Origin of the sequence: Effusibacillus dendaii, from assembly GCF_015097055.1 — a bacterium.
GTDB classification, from domain to species: domain Bacteria; phylum Bacillota; class Bacilli; order Tumebacillales; family Effusibacillaceae; genus Effusibacillus; species Effusibacillus dendaii.
In genome coordinates, this window is record NZ_AP023366.1 from 512110 (window position 1) to 527146 (window position 15037).

General features: G+C 45.2%; 22 protein-coding genes and 5 pseudogenes. 22 read left to right on the forward strand and 5 right to left on the reverse strand.

The genetic code is table 11. The annotated features are described in order from the left end of the window. Window positions 1–26: 26 nt before the first annotated feature. Both skT53_RS02685 and ahlS read right to left on the reverse strand, forming a co-directional pair. Window positions 27–1115 (reverse strand): zinc-binding dehydrogenase, encoded by a 1089-nt coding sequence (locus skT53_RS02685; RefSeq protein WP_200759648.1) that lies wholly within the window; start codon window positions 1113–1115, stop codon window positions 27–29. Window positions 1116–1148: 33 nt separating this feature from the next. After that, the gene (ahlS, locus tag skT53_RS02690; protein WP_200759649.1) at window positions 1149–1982 is read right to left on the reverse strand and encodes an AhlS family quorum-quenching N-acyl homoserine lactonase; all 834 of its coding nucleotides are present in this window, start codon (window positions 1980–1982) and stop codon (window positions 1149–1151) included. A gap of 209 nt (window positions 1983–2191) precedes the next feature. Between ahlS and skT53_RS02695 the strand changes: the two genes are divergently transcribed. From skT53_RS02695 to skT53_RS02705, 3 genes and pseudogenes are all read left to right on the forward strand, one after another. Further along, complete coding sequence (locus skT53_RS02695; protein ID WP_200759650.1) at window positions 2192–2887, forward strand: PAS domain S-box protein; 696 nt, start codon at window positions 2192–2194, stop codon at window positions 2885–2887. A gap of 28 nt (window positions 2888–2915) precedes the next feature. Next, entirely contained in the window at window positions 2916–3698 is a 783-nt protein-coding gene (locus tag skT53_RS18760) for a sigma-54 interaction domain-containing protein (protein WP_264175993.1), read from the forward strand. 113 nt (window positions 3699–3811) lie between these two features. Further along, window positions 3812–4660: pseudogene (locus tag skT53_RS02705) on the forward strand (amidase family protein); the annotation flags it as partial. On the opposite strand, the gene skT53_RS02710 reads toward skT53_RS02705, so the two are convergent. Beyond that, window positions 4657–4875, reverse strand: a complete 219-nt coding sequence (locus tag skT53_RS02710) for a group-specific protein (protein WP_200759652.1) — start codon at window positions 4873–4875, stop codon at window positions 4657–4659. The pseudogene skT53_RS02705 and the gene skT53_RS02710 overlap by 4 nt on opposite strands. A 271-nt stretch (window positions 4876–5146) precedes the next feature. Here skT53_RS02710 and skT53_RS18765 point away from each other — a divergent pair, with 271 nt between their 5' ends. The 6 genes from skT53_RS18765 (at window position 5147) to skT53_RS02735 (ending at window position 8204) form a co-directional block, all read left to right on the forward strand. Further along, window positions 5147–5317 carry a PAS domain-containing protein gene (locus skT53_RS18765; RefSeq protein WP_200759653.1) on the forward strand — a complete coding sequence of 57 codons (171 nt, stop codon included), beginning with the start codon at window positions 5147–5149 and terminating at the stop codon, window positions 5315–5317. After that, the gene (locus skT53_RS18770; RefSeq protein ID WP_200759654.1) at window positions 5304–5762 is read left to right on the forward strand and encodes a PAS domain-containing protein; all 459 of its coding nucleotides are present in this window, start codon (window positions 5304–5306) and stop codon (window positions 5760–5762) included. Before skT53_RS18765 ends, skT53_RS18770 begins: the two co-directional genes overlap by 14 nt. Before the next feature lie 44 nt (window positions 5763–5806). After that, entirely contained in the window at window positions 5807–6184 is a 378-nt protein-coding gene (locus tag skT53_RS18775) for a hypothetical protein (RefSeq protein WP_264175994.1), read from the forward strand. Next, window positions 6081–6335, forward strand: coding sequence for a hypothetical protein (locus tag skT53_RS19075; protein ID WP_404828948.1), 255 nt, complete (start codon window positions 6081–6083; stop codon window positions 6333–6335). The genes skT53_RS18775 and skT53_RS19075 overlap by 104 nt, the downstream gene beginning before the upstream one ends. Before the next feature lie 55 nt (window positions 6336–6390). After that, window positions 6391–7689: an amidase gene (locus tag skT53_RS02730; protein WP_200759655.1), complete on the forward strand. Its 1299-nt coding sequence runs from the start codon at window positions 6391–6393 to the stop codon at window positions 7687–7689. Window positions 7690–7847: 158 nt separating this feature from the next. Further along, the gene (locus skT53_RS02735) at window positions 7848–8204 is read left to right on the forward strand and encodes an SCP2 sterol-binding domain-containing protein (RefSeq protein WP_200759656.1); all 357 of its coding nucleotides are present in this window, start codon (window positions 7848–7850) and stop codon (window positions 8202–8204) included. Between the two features lie 63 nt (window positions 8205–8267). Here the strand turns inward: skT53_RS02735 and skT53_RS02740 are convergent. Further along, window positions 8268–8911 (reverse strand): annotated as a pseudogene (locus skT53_RS02740) (aminotransferase-like domain-containing protein); the annotation flags it as partial. A 100-nt stretch (window positions 8912–9011) separates the two neighbouring features. Between skT53_RS02740 and skT53_RS02745 the strand changes: the two are divergent. Beyond that, window positions 9012–9398, forward strand: coding sequence for a hypothetical protein (locus tag skT53_RS02745; RefSeq protein WP_200759657.1), 387 nt, complete (start codon window positions 9012–9014; stop codon window positions 9396–9398). After that, window positions 9359–9607 (forward strand): annotated as a pseudogene (locus tag skT53_RS02750) (HEAT repeat domain-containing protein); the annotation flags it as partial. The gene skT53_RS02745 and the pseudogene skT53_RS02750, both read left to right, overlap by 40 nt. Here the strand turns inward: skT53_RS02750 and skT53_RS02755 are convergent. Next, window positions 9602–10093 carry a GNAT family N-acetyltransferase gene (locus skT53_RS02755; RefSeq protein ID WP_200759659.1) on the reverse strand — a complete coding sequence of 164 codons (492 nt, stop codon included), beginning with the start codon at window positions 10091–10093 and terminating at the stop codon, window positions 9602–9604. The pseudogene skT53_RS02750 and the gene skT53_RS02755 overlap by 6 nt on opposite strands. A gap of 209 nt (window positions 10094–10302) precedes the next feature. Between skT53_RS02755 and skT53_RS02760 the strand changes: the two genes are divergently transcribed. From skT53_RS02760 to skT53_RS18975, 11 genes and pseudogenes are all read left to right on the forward strand, one after another. Then, on the forward strand, window positions 10303–10548 hold the full coding sequence (locus tag skT53_RS02760; protein WP_200759660.1) for a hypothetical protein: 246 nt from the start codon (window positions 10303–10305) through the stop codon (window positions 10546–10548). Window positions 10549–10692: 144 nt separating this feature from the next. Beyond that, entirely contained in the window at window positions 10693–10995 is a 303-nt protein-coding gene (locus skT53_RS02765) for a UTRA domain-containing protein (RefSeq protein ID WP_226375405.1), read from the forward strand. A gap of 28 nt (window positions 10996–11023) precedes the next feature. Further along, complete coding sequence (locus tag skT53_RS02770; protein WP_200759662.1) at window positions 11024–11296, forward strand: PhnD/SsuA/transferrin family substrate-binding protein; 273 nt, start codon at window positions 11024–11026, stop codon at window positions 11294–11296. A gap of 33 nt (window positions 11297–11329) precedes the next feature. Further along, window positions 11330–11575 carry an ATP-binding cassette domain-containing protein gene (locus skT53_RS18780; protein ID WP_200759663.1) on the forward strand — a complete coding sequence of 82 codons (246 nt, stop codon included), beginning with the start codon at window positions 11330–11332 and terminating at the stop codon, window positions 11573–11575. A gap of 52 nt (window positions 11576–11627) precedes the next feature. Next, window positions 11628–11912 (forward strand): ATP-binding cassette domain-containing protein, encoded by a 285-nt coding sequence (locus skT53_RS19080; RefSeq protein ID WP_200759664.1) that lies wholly within the window; start codon window positions 11628–11630, stop codon window positions 11910–11912. A gap of 31 nt (window positions 11913–11943) precedes the next feature. Beyond that, window positions 11944–12690, forward strand: coding sequence for a carbon-phosphorus lyase complex subunit PhnI (locus skT53_RS02785; RefSeq protein ID WP_200759665.1), 747 nt, complete (start codon window positions 11944–11946; stop codon window positions 12688–12690). Continuing rightward, a pseudogene (locus skT53_RS02790) lies at window positions 12662–13534 on the forward strand (alpha-D-ribose 1-methylphosphonate 5-phosphate C-P-lyase PhnJ). Before skT53_RS02785 ends, skT53_RS02790 begins: the two are co-directional and overlap by 29 nt. Further along, window positions 13527–14384 carry an ATP-binding cassette domain-containing protein gene (locus skT53_RS02795; protein WP_404828929.1) on the forward strand — a complete coding sequence of 286 codons (858 nt, stop codon included), beginning with the start codon at window positions 13527–13529 and terminating at the stop codon, window positions 14382–14384. The pseudogene skT53_RS02790 and the gene skT53_RS02795 overlap by 8 nt, the downstream one beginning before the upstream one ends. Before the next feature lie 12 nt (window positions 14385–14396). After that, window positions 14397–14531 carry a hypothetical protein gene (locus skT53_RS18965; RefSeq protein WP_318978585.1) on the forward strand — a complete coding sequence of 45 codons (135 nt, stop codon included), beginning with the start codon at window positions 14397–14399 and terminating at the stop codon, window positions 14529–14531. Between the two features lie 12 nt (window positions 14532–14543). Continuing rightward, window positions 14544–14714, forward strand: a pseudogene (locus skT53_RS18970) (ATP-binding cassette domain-containing protein); the annotation flags it as partial. Between the two features lie 38 nt (window positions 14715–14752). Next, window positions 14753–15028 (forward strand): ATP-binding cassette domain-containing protein, encoded by a 276-nt coding sequence (locus tag skT53_RS18975; RefSeq protein WP_318978586.1) that lies wholly within the window; start codon window positions 14753–14755, stop codon window positions 15026–15028. Window positions 15029–15037: the final 9 nt, after the last annotated feature.

Sequence of the window (15037 nt, forward strand, 5' to 3'; positions counted from 1 at the left end):
GTCAATTGAATTCCTCCCTGTTTCGTTTACGGGTTTGCAATAATGGAAGCCCGAGTGATCTCCCGGCTGGCCGATTTGTCCAGGGCAAGACCGATTTCCTCAAGGGTAAAATCCGCGTCGAGCATCTCGCCAAACGGATATTTGTCGATTGTCCTGGAAAGGAATTGCAATGCCTTATTCAAATACCAGGGATCATAACGCACAACCGGAATGATCTCAATCGATTTCCTGGTCATCAGTCCCGGATCAAAAGGAGTCATTTGTCCTGGTGAAATATTCCCGATACTGACGTAGCGACCGCCGGGACGAATGAGTTGAATTCCCTCATTAAATGCGGCTGGTACACCTGTCAATTCCATTCCCACATCGGCACCCTTGCCGCCAGTCAGTTGATATACCGCTTTGGCCCGTTTTTCAGTTGTATCATATTCTTTCATGTTGATCAGATGATCGGCTCCGAACTGCTTTGCTTTTTCCAAACGTCCGGGTACAGCGTCGATCACGATAACAGTCGCGCCAAACTCCTTGGCTACGGCTGCCGCATTCAGGCCCAGACCGCCGGCTCCCTGAATCACAATGGTTTCGCCATAACGCAAATGGGCTTTTTCAATCCCGAAATACACCTGGGATAACGCACAGTTTGCGCTTGCGGCCGCAGAATCCGGAACATTGTCGGGAACTTTGTAAAAATACTGATCGGGATGGATGTAATAATGAGTCGCAAATGATCCGTGAAAGTGGGGCGCTTCTTCCGGATCCTTCGTCCAGAAACGGTATGCATTTTCGCAAAGATGGAACTGGCCTTGCTGGCAAGGCGTGCATTTCCGGCAAGTCAAAAAATAGGCGGCAGCGATTCGATCGCCAACTTGAACCGGACTGCCGGCAAAATCTGTTTCCACGCCGACGCCGAGCCTTTCGATTTGACCTACCATTTCATGACCCATGACACCTGATTTTTTAGTCGGATGATGGCCTTGCCAAATGTGCAATTCGGATCCGCATACATTGGTCCGAATCACTTTTACCAACACAGCGCCCGGTTCCGCTTCCGGCAGGTCATATTGGGCAAACACCAATTTTCCCGGTTCCGTCATTACCGCTACTTTTCCTGTCATACAAAAATCCCTCCCGACTTTTCAGAAATTCGATTATTCGTAGCAACCTTCGGTCGATTTGATAAACGTTTCAAACTGCTCACTGTCATGCCCAAACCAGACCTGAGAATGGGTCCGGGCCGCATATTCACGAATCCGCTGTACTGTATTGATATATCCAACCGAATCGTAGATGATGCCAGGAATTCTTGCCGGAGGCCCATAATTTTGCGCGGAGTAAATCGCATCGGAAGCTAAAAGAATTCCTCCGTTTTCGGGGAGTGTAACGTGCAGCCCCAACATGCCCCACGCATGGCCAGCGCCAAAGTTGAGGATTTTCACCCCTTCCACCAGGGGAATTTCATCCTCGGTTGGACGAATCGGATGCCAGTTCAGTCCGGTTCTTACCCACGCGTCAATATCAGCCCATACATATGCGCCCATGTCCTTGTTAATTGCGTAGGTTTTCATCGTGTTGGACAGTTCGGTTTCATGCACAATGATCGTCGCGTTTTTGAACATTTCGAGACATCCGGCATGATCAAGGTGCAGATGAGAAGCTACCACGTATTTAATATCTTCAGGGCGAACGCGTAATTGGGCCAAACGATTGATGAGGTAACATTCTTCCGATGCCGTAAACGGAAACAATTGCTGTACACCTTGCGGCCAGCGGCCATGATCTCCCATTCCTTCCGGATTGCACCCGGTGTCAAACAGGATTTTTCCTTCCGGGTGATCGATCAAAACCGCATAGACGGGGAACTCTACGAATTCGGCGGGGGGATTCGGATTCAGTACGGATGCAGGGTTATGCATAGCCACCATAAAGCCTTTGTCCATTTTCATTCTTCCTGTATCAAGTACATATAGTTTTGGGGTTGCCATATTCTGAACCTCCTTGAATATATTTCAGAAGGATATCTTGCAATCTCCATGCCAACCCTATTTTTTCAGGAAAATGAATAGACTGAGTATAATGAGCATTTCTTTCGGTGTTTGATTGCACCATTTGTGGCAGATATAACGAAGACTGACGGTGCAGCTTTGAACCAATCGGTGTCAATACGAACCAAGCAAAGGGGGAGAATTCACACATGAACAACATCGACAACAAACTTTACGGAGCTGTCGGGATTTTGCAGGACCTTTCCCACTTCGAACCAATCATAAAAGAATTGGATACCTATAAAAAATTGGCTCACCAATTGGATGCAATCTTTGAATCTTGCCAAGACGGTCTTTATCTGACAGATGGTGATGGATATACGCTGCGCGTGAATACTGCTTATGAAAAAATGATCGGATTCAAACGGGAAGATCTGATTGGGAAACATATCAGCTGGCTGGAGGAGAAGGGGCTGATTTCAGAATCGGTTACCCTTCAGGTGTTAACGTCTAAAACTGCCGTCAGTCGGATTCAGAAGCTGGCAAACCAGAAAGAGATCCTGGTGACGGGTACACCTGTAAAGAATGAAGAGGAAAACATCAGTCTGGTAGTCCACCATGCGCGTGATATCACATATTTGAAAGCTCTCGAAGCAGAAGTGGAGAAAGCAAGAGAATCAAATGAGACCTTCTCGAGGGGAATTTCCCAATTTCGGTTTGGCAGCCCGGTTGAGGCAGAATTCCCCCTGCAAAGCGAGGCAATGAAAGAAATTGTAAGACGGATCAGACGAATCTCATTATTTCCGACTTTTGTTCTATTGCAAGGGGAGACAGGTGTCGGCAAAGAGGTGATTGCTTCCATGATCCATCACTACAGTCCCCGTGCGAAAAAAACCGTTCATTAAAGTAAATTGTTCAGCTCTGCCGGAAAATTTGCTCGAATCGGAACTGTTCGGGTATGAAAAAGGGGCTTTCTCAGGTGCTCATCCAAACGGTAAACCGGGGCTGTTTGAACTTGCCGTTGGTGGGACGATCCTGCTGGACGAAATTGGGGATTTGCCGCTCAATCTTCAAGCCAAATTGCTTCGTGTGATCCAGGAGCGGGAACTACGGCGGGTAGGCAGTACCAAAACGATCCCGATTGATATTCGGGTAATTTCGGCGACCAACAAAGATTTAAAAAAACTGGTGAAGATCGGCCAATTTCGTGAGGATCTGTACTACAGGCTGAACGTCATCGACATCCACATTCCGCCGCTCCGCCAACGGATTGAAGATATACCCCTTTTGCTGGACTATTACATGCATAAATACGGTAAGGAATACGGGATCAAGAAACGTATAGCGCCTGATACGCTGGACTGTCTCAGATCTTATCACTGGCCCGGCAACATTCGGGAACTGCGTAACCTGCTTGAAAATTTGATTGTGTCTACGACCTCTTTTGAAATTTTGCCCACACACCTTCCTGACTGCATGAAAAATCAACCGGAACCGCAATATCTAGCCGCAAAGGAACCGGAAACAATAACTCTTCTGTCAGATGAGAGGAACCATCACGGGGGTCTTAAACAGGCTCTTGAACAGGTAGAATATGCAATGATCCAAAATGCGCTTCATAAACACGGGAGCATCCGACAGGCGGCTGCCAGTCTGCAAATTGACCATTCCACGCTCATCCGCAAAATGAGAAATCTGAAGATCTGTAAGCCTTGATTCATTTACCTCCTACTTTAGTAGGGGGATTTTTCTAAAACCGTATTTTTGACGATTCTGTATATTATCAAGTGAGTCTAATAATGATCTAAGGATACTTCAATAAAACGACCAGAATACGACCTTCCTATGATCGTATTCCCACTGATAGTGAGTACCCACATATTGAACACCAGGCGCATATGAATTCGATCGGATCTTTGGAGAGAGAAGCAGGCGATCTCAAGATTCTTTATTCTGTTTTAAGTGATCACCAACCCAAATCTGTCGATTTGAAGAGCTTTCCATTGTTTTGGATGCCGGAGATTCCTGGAGCACCCGTTAAGTCTTATATCCTGGATACTTGTCGGAAAGTGATCAAGGAGTTGGAAATGGAACTGCGCAGTCCGGTCCGGGAAATGGACGGAAAACACTTAAAAGGGGTTGTTTCTCTCTGGCAGTCAATCATTCTGCAAGACAAAGGGGAGCAGATTATTGAAGAAATAAAAGAGGATGAAAAATTCCATTTTTACCGGGAGTATTTCAAGTCTCTCTTTGCAAAGAGCCGTTACGATCGTTGGATACTGTCTGTTCTTTTAGGGGCGAGATTGTTTGCTCCGAGTGAGGAAAAGGTACGGACTCTTATGGATGAAGTGGAGCGTTTACGGCTGAGGTTTACGGAACTCGTTCAAGGAAACGGGGTGTTACTGACCCCGGTCTTTCCAGTGGAAGCCCCCAAACACGGTTTTGTTACGAACCGTGTCCATGCGAATTTGGGAAGGCGGATTGTCCCGTATCTTGTTTTTGTGAACGCAATGGGATATCCGGCGGCGACTGTGCCCGTGGGAAGGACGAAAGAGGGTTTCCCCTTTGGTATTCAAATTGTTGGAGGCTTCCACGAGAAAGAAAAAGTATTGGCGATTGCGGAATCTATTGAAAGATGCGCCGGATTTTCTCCATTAGGCAAGACGGGGAGTTTTTAATTGACTTCTTCAATGATCTCATTAATTTTATCTTGGTATTTAGTAAGCTTCTTCAAGTGATGAAATAATTCATTGAGTTGCTGCTGGTTAAATTTTTCTTGCTCCAGAAGCGTACTTAATTTTGTTCCAAATTCCAATGCAAGAAATGGCTGCAGCTTCTCCTTTACATCTTGAAGAGTGTGGTCGATTGCGCACTCTTCTTTTTGATCTTTCATCGCAACCCCTCCTGTCAAAATAAGACTTAGCTTTACGCATTGATCTTATTGTAATGTTTCCTGGAGAAAATGAAAATAATATTCTGATGTTCTGATGTAAGGAAATGAGAGCGATGGGGATGGACCGATAATTAGGGTCATCCCTTTATTTTATGGGCTGTGCATATGATGTTGTGATCGATAAAATTTTATTCTTTGTAGATAATTTTTTATGAATGTATTTTCTAGTCTATTACAATAGAGTTGAGGAAATTTCGTTAGGAGGACTGTTGTGTCACAAGAATTTGACAATCAGATCAATAAATATATTGCCAGATTTATTCCTATCGCCGAATCAGTCGCTGAAACATTCGGTTCACGGTGTGAAATTGTGCTTCATGATCTAACGCGTCCCCAATCTTCCGTAGTATACACAAAAAAACTGATGGGTGACAGACCGTAAAGTAGGGGAGTCGTTCCGTCATTTATTTTACCAAGTATTACGGTCAGGGAAATTTCGAAACGACTATCTTAGTAATTACAAAATCACAACACCAAACGGGAAAATCATTAAGTCTACAACCGCTTTAATTCGTGATGATGATGGCGTAACGGTGGGGGCCTTTTGTATTAATTTCGATATCGGCGATTTGCTGAAATCCAATTCATTTCTGGATGAATTTTTACGAATTGATGAGGAAGATCCCTCTCAAGAAGAAAGTGAGATCGTTGATAACGTATGGAATGTAGTAACAGATATGATCCGGCATGCCGTCAATGAATATCCGGTTTCGATTGAAGAAATGACGAAAGCTGACAAAATAAAAATTGTTTCTTTCCTTAATGAAAAAGGGCTGTTTTTAATAAAAGGAGCTATTGACCATATACGGGTATCTGGACGAAGTTAAAAGAAAAAAATTAGGGTAAATGAATTTGGAGGCGTGTAGAGCTAATGACCGATATTTTATGTCTTTCAACAAATGATTTAAAACGTGTACTCACTTTTGAAAGTGTGATACAGGCAGTTAAGGAAGCATATATGGCACATTCCTCGAAAGAAGGTTTTACTTACCCCGTTATCCGAGAAGTAATTTTAAATAATGCGGTATTTAGCGTAAAGGCAGGTTACTTACCAAATATTGAAACACTTGGACTAAAGGCTGCCGGGGTTCTGGAAAGAAAATCGCAACTGCGGCGAGGAAGCGCACCAGGCAACCGTACTCTTAATAGATCCCAAAAGTGGGACGCCAAGGGCTTTCATGGATGGAAACTTTATATCAACTATTCGGACGGGAGACCAGCTGCTTTTCCAGTGCATGCAAAGCTGTGACGAAGTACAAGGCTATCTGATCAGTGATGCTCTGCCTGCCGAGGAGTTGGAACTTCTGCTCATCAATAACGGCTCAGGGGTAAACAATTTGTTGAATGGACTCTTATGTATGCTCACATCGACGGATTTCGAAGGTTTAAATTTTAACTAGTTGAATTACTTATATAATACAGCAAATCATCAAAGGGAATTGAGGAGGCGAATCAATGGGAAATCAATTCAAATCTGTACGTGAGAATGTGGAAGCTTGTCTTGCGGCGATCGCAAGTATGGATCATCAGTTGCATGCCTGGGAAACCGTTTTTGAAGATTCAGCTCGTGTTAAGGCAGACTTGCTGGATCGCGGTACGAAGTCTGGTCCGCTGAAAGGACTGATAATCGGATTAAAAGATATTTTTGAAATTGCAGGGCGTCCACCAGGCAACGGCGCCAACGTGAAACCTGTAAAAATACCGGAAGCGGATGCAACTTTGGTACGTCTGATTGAAAATGCCGGCGGCATCATATTGGGAACGACCAAATTGACCGAATTTTGTTGGTTCCGCCCTGGCCCAACGAGAAATCCTCATAACTTAAAACATACGCCTGGCGGATCAAGCAGCGGTTCTGCGGCTGCCGTTGCGGCAGGCATGGTTCCGGTTGCAATCGGAAGCCAAACAAAGGGTTCAACAATCCGGCCTGCCAGCTTTTGCGGTATATATGGCTTTAAACCAAGTTTCGGTGTCATCAGTTCCGCCGGTATGACGCATTTAACCCGCTCCTTCGACCATCCGGGTATACTTGCCCGCAGTCCGGAAGATATAACAAGTGTGTTTGAAGTTCTTGCTCAGTACGATAGAAAGGATCCGTCATCAAGTTATTTAGCGCCCCCACAGGAATTTTCTTCCGATTTAACCATTGGGGTGTTTGATTGCGACAAGCAGGTCTCTTTGAGCCCTGAAATGAGTCAGGCAATGAAGGAGTATACTCGCCGACTTAAAGAAGAAGGGTATCGTGTTAAGGAAATCCCTTTGCCGGATTGGTTTTTGTCTGCAGAAAAAATATACCAGCCTATTTTTCTGGCAGAGGCAAGTGATTTGCTTGGTTTCATCGTGGAGCAAGGCGATAGGGAAAAAGTAGGGGAAGAAATAAGAGGCGTGATTGAAGACGGCAAAAAAATTACAATCGATTCGTATTTTGAAGCTTTGAATAGGCGAAATGAATTAAGTGCACAAGTGGATCTTCTATTTGATGAATTTGATATCGTGATGCTTCCTTCCACTTTGGGATCTGCTCCTGCAGGCCTTCAATCTACCTGCGATCCGCTGATGACGGTGATTAGCAGTATCACAGGCATCCCGGCAGCATCTATTCCGGTAGGCCTTGATCAGGCAGGGATGCCTTTGGGGATACAAGTCTGGGCAAGAAAGTATTATGATCGTCTATTGCTTTCTTCTTTAAAACGTTTACCTGCAAAACTTGTACCCCCGGCGTTTTTTTGCCGAAATACCGGAAAAATAAATTAAAAGGGACAGGGGAGCCATTTAATTGGCTGAACCTGTCCTTTTTTAACAGCTTAGGGAATGGATGATGACAAATCAAATTCAGAAAAAAGTCATTGCGGCCGGTCTCTAAAGCGTGTGAGCTATACATTTATTTTTCAGAAAAGAAAGGAGAATGGGAAATGATTAAAAATTCGAGCGTAGAGGAAATTTTTCAGCAAATAGAAAAGGTATTGAATGCAAATCCGGAACCGATTCAAGGTATGAATGTCGTATATCAATACGATTTGTCCGGAAATGAGGCCGGAATCTACCAGCTACATTTATCCGACGGAACAGCAAAGGTCGAAAATGGTGCACCCGCTGAGGCCGCCTGCGTATTCGAAATGTCGGTAGATAATGTTAAAGACTTTCTACTTGGAAACTTGAACGGAACAGCCGCTTTCATGACAGGCAAGCTGAAAATCAAAGGGAATATCGGAGAGGCGTTGAAATTGGAAAGCTTGTTGCGTAAATATGATATGAGCCAATATCAATGAGGCAGGATGCGGAATCTGCGAACTTGGAAACCCACATCCGCATGGTGTGGTTTCCATATGTATTTAGGATAATACCTCATATAATCTATGAATCCCTTCTTCAATCTTCTCTTCAGTCAAATTCCCATACCCCAAAATTACCCGATTTTGATGTCGCCTTTCTCAATGGCATGGATTTCAACCGGGTATACCCGAGCACCGTTTTGTTCGATTTTTTCCAGCAACGGTTGAGTAAATTCCACGTCCGAAAATTCAACCACCAGATGCAGCCCGGTGGAATGACCGAAAATATTTATCCGAGTCGGGAAATATCGGGTTAAGGAATCGATCAAATAATCCCGACGTTTGTGATATGTTTTTTTCATTTTTGCGATATGGCGTTTTAAATGTCCTTCTTCAATAAATCGGGCAAGAGTCAATTGTTTCAGTGACGGCGTATGTAGATTCGTAAACCATTTGAGGTTTCGGAAACGCTCTGTCAAAGAGGGGGGGGAAATCAAATATCCAAGTCGAAGTGCAGGAGATAGTATTTTGCTGAATGTCCCGATATAGATGACTCGATCCGGGTCCAGCCCCTGCAAGGAATTAAGAGGAGCTCCTTCATAACGAAATTCACTGTCGTAATCATCCTCCACAATGTAGCAGCCAGCTGTTCGGGCGAACTGAATCAATTGAACACGCCGTTGAATTGGTAAAATTCCACCAACAAAATGAATTATAAGTGGCTCTACTGGAAACCAGTTTACCACGGTATTTTAGAAATAAAAAGTTTAGTTGATCAAATGGATGGAAAGGGGTTTACATACGATGTCCAACGAAGAAATGCTTGCAGCAAGCGCATTGAAATCGATTGCCCGGAATGTGCAAATTAAGGAGTATATTCAAAATTCGACAGAGTTGTATCCTTTATTACTTCGTGCAGCCAAGCGTTTCGTAACAGGGGAAACGAGGAGAGATGGAATTGCGAAGGCGTTAGATCTAACAAAGAAGGGATATTTTTTTTCTCTTGAATACATAGGGGAAAATACCCGAATAGCCGAAGAATGCATGAGGGCTAAAAACGAATTCCTGGAGTTAATGAAAGAGACAGATACTCATTTGGCGGGAACAACTATTTCTCTGGACCTATCCCACATCGGTATGTCTGTGGATTCGGGGATCCAACTGCTATCGGCCCCATGCAGGAGGCGCTAAAAGATCCAAGTAAAATCGTTCGCTGGCGTGCCGCACGATTCTTGTACGAAGTAGGGGACAAGTCAGCCATTCCAGCTCTGTGCGCTGCCCAAAACGACCCTGAGTTTGAAGTCGGAATGCAGGTCCAAATGGCTATCGAACGAATTGAAAACAGTGAGACTGCGAGTGAAAACGTATGGCAGCGGATGATCAAAAACCATTCGTCATAGGAAAGAAGCAACAAGTGGGGATGCTTTCGGTTGTTTTCTGACGATTGGCAGCTCAAAAATGTCGCGGTGCTTACCCGGCCCGTAATAATTGGGTTCTCTTTCTACGAATTTAAATCCGAATGATTCTAACGCACGGATGGAGGGCCTATTCAGTTCACTTACGGTAACCAATACCCGGTTTACAGTCGGAAATTTTTCAAGAGCTGTCAGCCGGGTCCGGATCAATCGTTTCCCGATTCCATTCCCTTGAAATTCTTTTTTTACGATATTGAACAGCAGCCACCCGGTAGATTGATACATATCGATGCCGGCGCAACAAAATGCAATGATCTTACGTTCATATGTTGCCTTGAAAATCAAATCGGGAAACAGTTCAAAGTACTTTTTCAACTCATGCAGGTTCATTCTGTCAGGCAGCGTTAAATCTGCCAATTGTATCATTTCGGCAAAATCTTCTCTTTCAGCCAGCGTGATAACAGGTTCCATCACTATCAAACTCCTGTAAACCAGATTTCAATTACAGCTTCAGTGTAGCGTTATATTATGGAGATTTTATGGTCGATTCATTAAGAAATTGTAAGAGAGTATACTAACTGGAAGCCTTTCTCTCTATACAAAAAATTAACAGTCCGAAAACAAGATCTTCATACATATTTGGTAACTTAATTGCAACACAGGGAAAAGGAGCGGTGCGGGTGGTAAAATGCCCAGTTTGCTCGGAATTGTTGGAATTGTTGACAACGGTACATTGCGAAATGGTACACGGATTGACCAGACAACAAGTAATTGAGCGGTACGGGAAACCGGAATCCTTTTTCATGGAATTTGCAAAGAAATATGTCGATTCGGCACCGGTGATTCGGAAAAGAGATTTTGTGAATTCTCAGCTTTTGACAGACAGAATTCGTTCCAAAACTCGTAAGTTCCATATCGACCGTTAAACTAAATCGGAGGTATTGGAACCGGTCTCAATGTTCCCGCTTTTTTGCTTTCATGGCCAGAAGGGGAGGGGACCTATGATTCAAAGACAAACGGGGATTCCTTCCGGTTTACGGACAACATGAACATTGTCCGTAACAACATCTGTGTTACCGGAAAAAATGGTGCCTGGTCTCGAGAGATACCTCAAGGACTTCCGGTCGCTTTACGGACTATTAAAGGAGAATTATCATTTCACTCCGCTTCGGAAAAGATCCGTTTTCTCGGCAATATTTCCGACTATTAAGGATGCGGCAGTTTTAAATATGCCGGAAGATGTGCCCATTTTACGGATTGAAAGTGTGATGCATCATCCGGACGGGTTTCCGGTTGAATACGGAATAACCCGGATTCGCGGCGATATGAACCAGTGTCTCGTTGATTTTGGGGAGGTGGTTCTCTCGAAATAAACGGGCAAGACCAAGGGGGTGTCAAGCAATGATCAGCCAGGGTGTGATCAAGCAAGATGAAATCAATGTGATCTGGAAATCTGACCTGATTCCGGGGTCACCCATTGCCGTACGGAGCGACCTGGATCCTGAAATCAAAAAGAAACTCAAACAGGCCTTGATCAGTGTTCATGAAAAAGACCCCAGCGCGATTGGTGGTATTGGCAAAGTTGAGAAGTACATGGAAACAAACAAGGAATTTTACAACCCGGTTCGTGATGCGGCAAACCTCTTGGGAATTGATTTGGCTAAGAAAAAATAAGAAGAGAAATCTTGTGAAAAGAGGGATTTGCCTATGATTCAGATTCTAAATTTGGAGAAGGTCTATGGCACGGGTGTTAAAGCGCTCAGTGACATTCATATGGAAATCCAGCAAGGTGAATTTGTGGTTTTTCTTGGCCCCAGCGGTGCTGGCAAATCTTCTCTTTTGTGTTGCATTAATGGACTGGTAACTCCCACGCACGGTTCCGTAATTGTCGATAATATTCAGTTGGGAAAAAACAGGAAAGACTTGAAAAAGGTTCGATCGCTTGTGGGATGATCTTTCAACAATTTAACCTGGTTAAGCGAATCACTGTTTTGGAAAATGTATTATGGAGCTCGCGGTTCAGTGCCTTGACAGAGTCGGGATGAAAGAGAAGATGTACCAGAGAGCGGATCAACTTAGCGGGGGACAACAGCAGCGGGTCGCCATCGCACGCACTCTTTTACAGAAACCTTCCATTCTGTTGGCTGATGAACCGGTCGTGAGTTTGGACCCAAAGACCTCGATTCAGGTAATGAACTTGCTGAAGAATTTTAACCAACCTCAAAAATCTATTGTTTACTTTGCTTGTTGTTCTTGTCCTGATATGGACTGTAGAAGAAACCAACTTTAGCATACCGGAATTGATAGATGGCAGGGCTGCCATGTCTGATTTTACCGGCCGCATGTTTCCGATGGATTTTACCGGTACACAGCGCTATCTGGTTGCGATGTATGAAACGGTCCAAATTGCTCTTTTGGAAACCGTGCTCGGGATATTGCTAAGTATGCCTTTGGGCCTGTCAGCTGCGAGAAATATCACGCCGCATCCTGTTTTTTACGTAGTTTCAAGGTTTCTGCTGAATGCTTTCCGGGCAATCAATAGAAGAAAAATCAGGGTGGTTCGCCGGATTTCGACCGCTTTCAAGAATATTCCCGGCGGCCAGTACCTGGGTCCAACTCGGGATTATACGAAGCGGCTGCTCAAGTTTGAGCTGGCAGATGAAACCGAACAGCATGTGCGTGCCTTCACGGAGCAATATCTTTCCGAGGTAAAAACGGAACCGGATCAGCCCATTCCTGATTTTCCGAAAGTCGTGGAGTTGCTGCGGAGTGAAGGTCTGTTGGAAGACCGCGATAAGGGCAATGCGAATCAGGATTCGATCGACGATATCACTCGGCATTCCATTCAGTTTCCGGCTTCCTGCGCCATGCGGCTGCAGTCGCTTGCCCGCGGGGAAACCGGAGCCATGATGGCATTGCTTATTATTGACGGCATCGAAGCATCCGGATTTGTCTCTCACTGGAAACTTCCGCACTATGTAGATTTTCAGGCTGAATCGATCTGGGTCCGGTCGATTCAGAAACGGGGGCAAATGAAAAATGAGCATCTACAATTATGGGTTTCTTGATGAGAATACAAAGAAAGAAATCCGCAGAAAGCTGTTAAAAGCGGTCGCCATTCCCGGCTATCAGGTCCCGTTTGGATCACGTGAACTGCCGATCGCGAGAGGTTGGGGAACCGGCGGGTTGCAGATTACATTATCGATTGTGGGAAAGGATGACATCGTTAAAGTCATTGACCAAGGCTGTGACGACAGCGTTAACGCCTGCAACCTGCGTGAACTGATTGCAGAGACAACCAACGTCGAGACAACAATGGACACACTGAAGGCAACCATCATCCAAACCCGGCACCGGATTCCGGAAGAGAAAATGAAGGAACATCAAATACGGGTGTTTCAGGTTCCCTATCCCGAAGCACTGCGCTAGGGGGAGCCCAGTGAAAGGAAAACCCGAAGAATGCATGCGGAAAAGGATTACAGCAAACGATGGGTATTCCTGTATGAAGATATCGTAAAGTGGGGAGAAATTACACTTTCTCACCGATACCCCGTATCAGTCAATGGTCGTTATGTGATCGACCCCTCGCCGATTCCACGGTTTGATGTGCCCAAACTGCACCAGGCAGAAACATTGTTCCTGTTCGGTGCGGGCCGGGAGAAACGGATTTATGCGATTCCTCCTTATACCGACGTGGTTCCGCTCCAGTTTGAAGATTATCATTTCCACGTTGAAGATTTTGGCGAAAAATCCTGCGAATATTGCGGGAGCACCGATTCTTACCTGGATGAAGTGTTCGACAATCAAACGGGAGAACGTCATTTCTACTGTTCAGATACAAGTTATTGTCTGAAAATGCGAAACAAAGCACAGGGGATTCCAGTGGAATTAGGGGGCCGATGGAATGAATAGAAGAATGGCTGTCCCGGAACAACCGCTTCTTCGCGTAAGGAATGTCAGTAAAATCTATGGCCGAAGCTGTGGGGAATGTATGGAAGGAACGGGACCTGAGAGAGAAAGCAATATTTGTCCGAAATGCGGTTCAATCGTTGCCGGCGGTCCTATCAGCTTTGATGTGTATCCGGGCGAAATCCTTTGCATTGTGGGAGAAAGCGGATCTGGTAAAAGCACCTTGATCAAGTCGCTCTACTTCGATGACACATTTTCGTCGGGAGAGGTGTACTTGCAAAACTACGAAGAAGGGAAAACCAACCTGCTTGCCCTCAGCAGCCAGAAGAAAAGACGGGTTCGCAATTGTTTGATGGGTATGGTGTACCAGAATCCGCAACTCGGGCTGCGGCTCGATTTTACGAGCGGCGGAAATAACGCGGAGAAGCTGTTGACAGCGGATTGGCACCATGTCGGTAAGATCCGGGAACGGGCACAAGAACTGCTTGCAAGAACGGAAATTCCGATTGAACGAATGGACGATTGTCCAAAGAATTTCAGCGGCGGGATGCAGCAACGCGTACAGATCTCGAAAGCGTTGGCAAATAATCCTTCGCTGCTGTTGTTGGATGAGGTCACCACTGGCCTTGATGTTTCTGTTCAGGCACGCGTGCTGGATTTGATCCGACAGATCCAAAGAACGCTTGGCATCACAATGATCGTAGTATGCCATGATTTTTCCGTGATTCGAATGTTAACCAACCGGACGCTGGTAATGAAAAACGGACGTGTGGTAGAAGCAGGTCTTACCGACCAGATCCTGGAGGATCCGCAGCACGAGTATTCCCAGATTTTAATCAATTCGATGCTCTGAGGAGGGAACATAATGGGCTTGCTACTGCATACGGAAAATTTAACGAAGTCATTCACGCTTCACCAAACTCAGCAAAAACAGATTGTTGGCTGCAGAGAGGCAAATTTTACAATCGAACAGGGTGAATTTGTCGGCATAACCGGATAAAGCGGTGCGGGGAAATCCACCATCCTGAAATGCATCTATCGAACCTATATTCCTACTTCGGGATCGATCCGTTTTCAATCGGAACAGTTCGCTACAATCGACCTCGCAACTGCTTCCGAACAGCAGGTTATCGCTATCCGACGGTGCGAGATCGGATATGTGTCCCAATTTTTAAAAGTGCTTCCCGGATTACAGCGTTGGGTGTGGTGGCAGAGGGACTTATGGAAATCGGATGCGATGAGGCGAAAGCAGTCGAGGAGGCCAAACAGATGCTGCGGCACTTCCAACTTCCGGAAGTGCTGTGGGATGCTTACCCGAACACATTTAGCGGCGGGGAAAAGTTACGTTTAAATCTGGCAAGAGCGTTGGTAAGACGCCCGAAGCTCCTGTTACTCGATGAACCAGTTGCGTCGCTTGACAACCGTTCCAAAGAATCTGTCAAAGAGATGGTTACAGGCCTAAAAAGCAGGAACCAGTATGCTCGGTATTTTTCATGATCTGGAGTT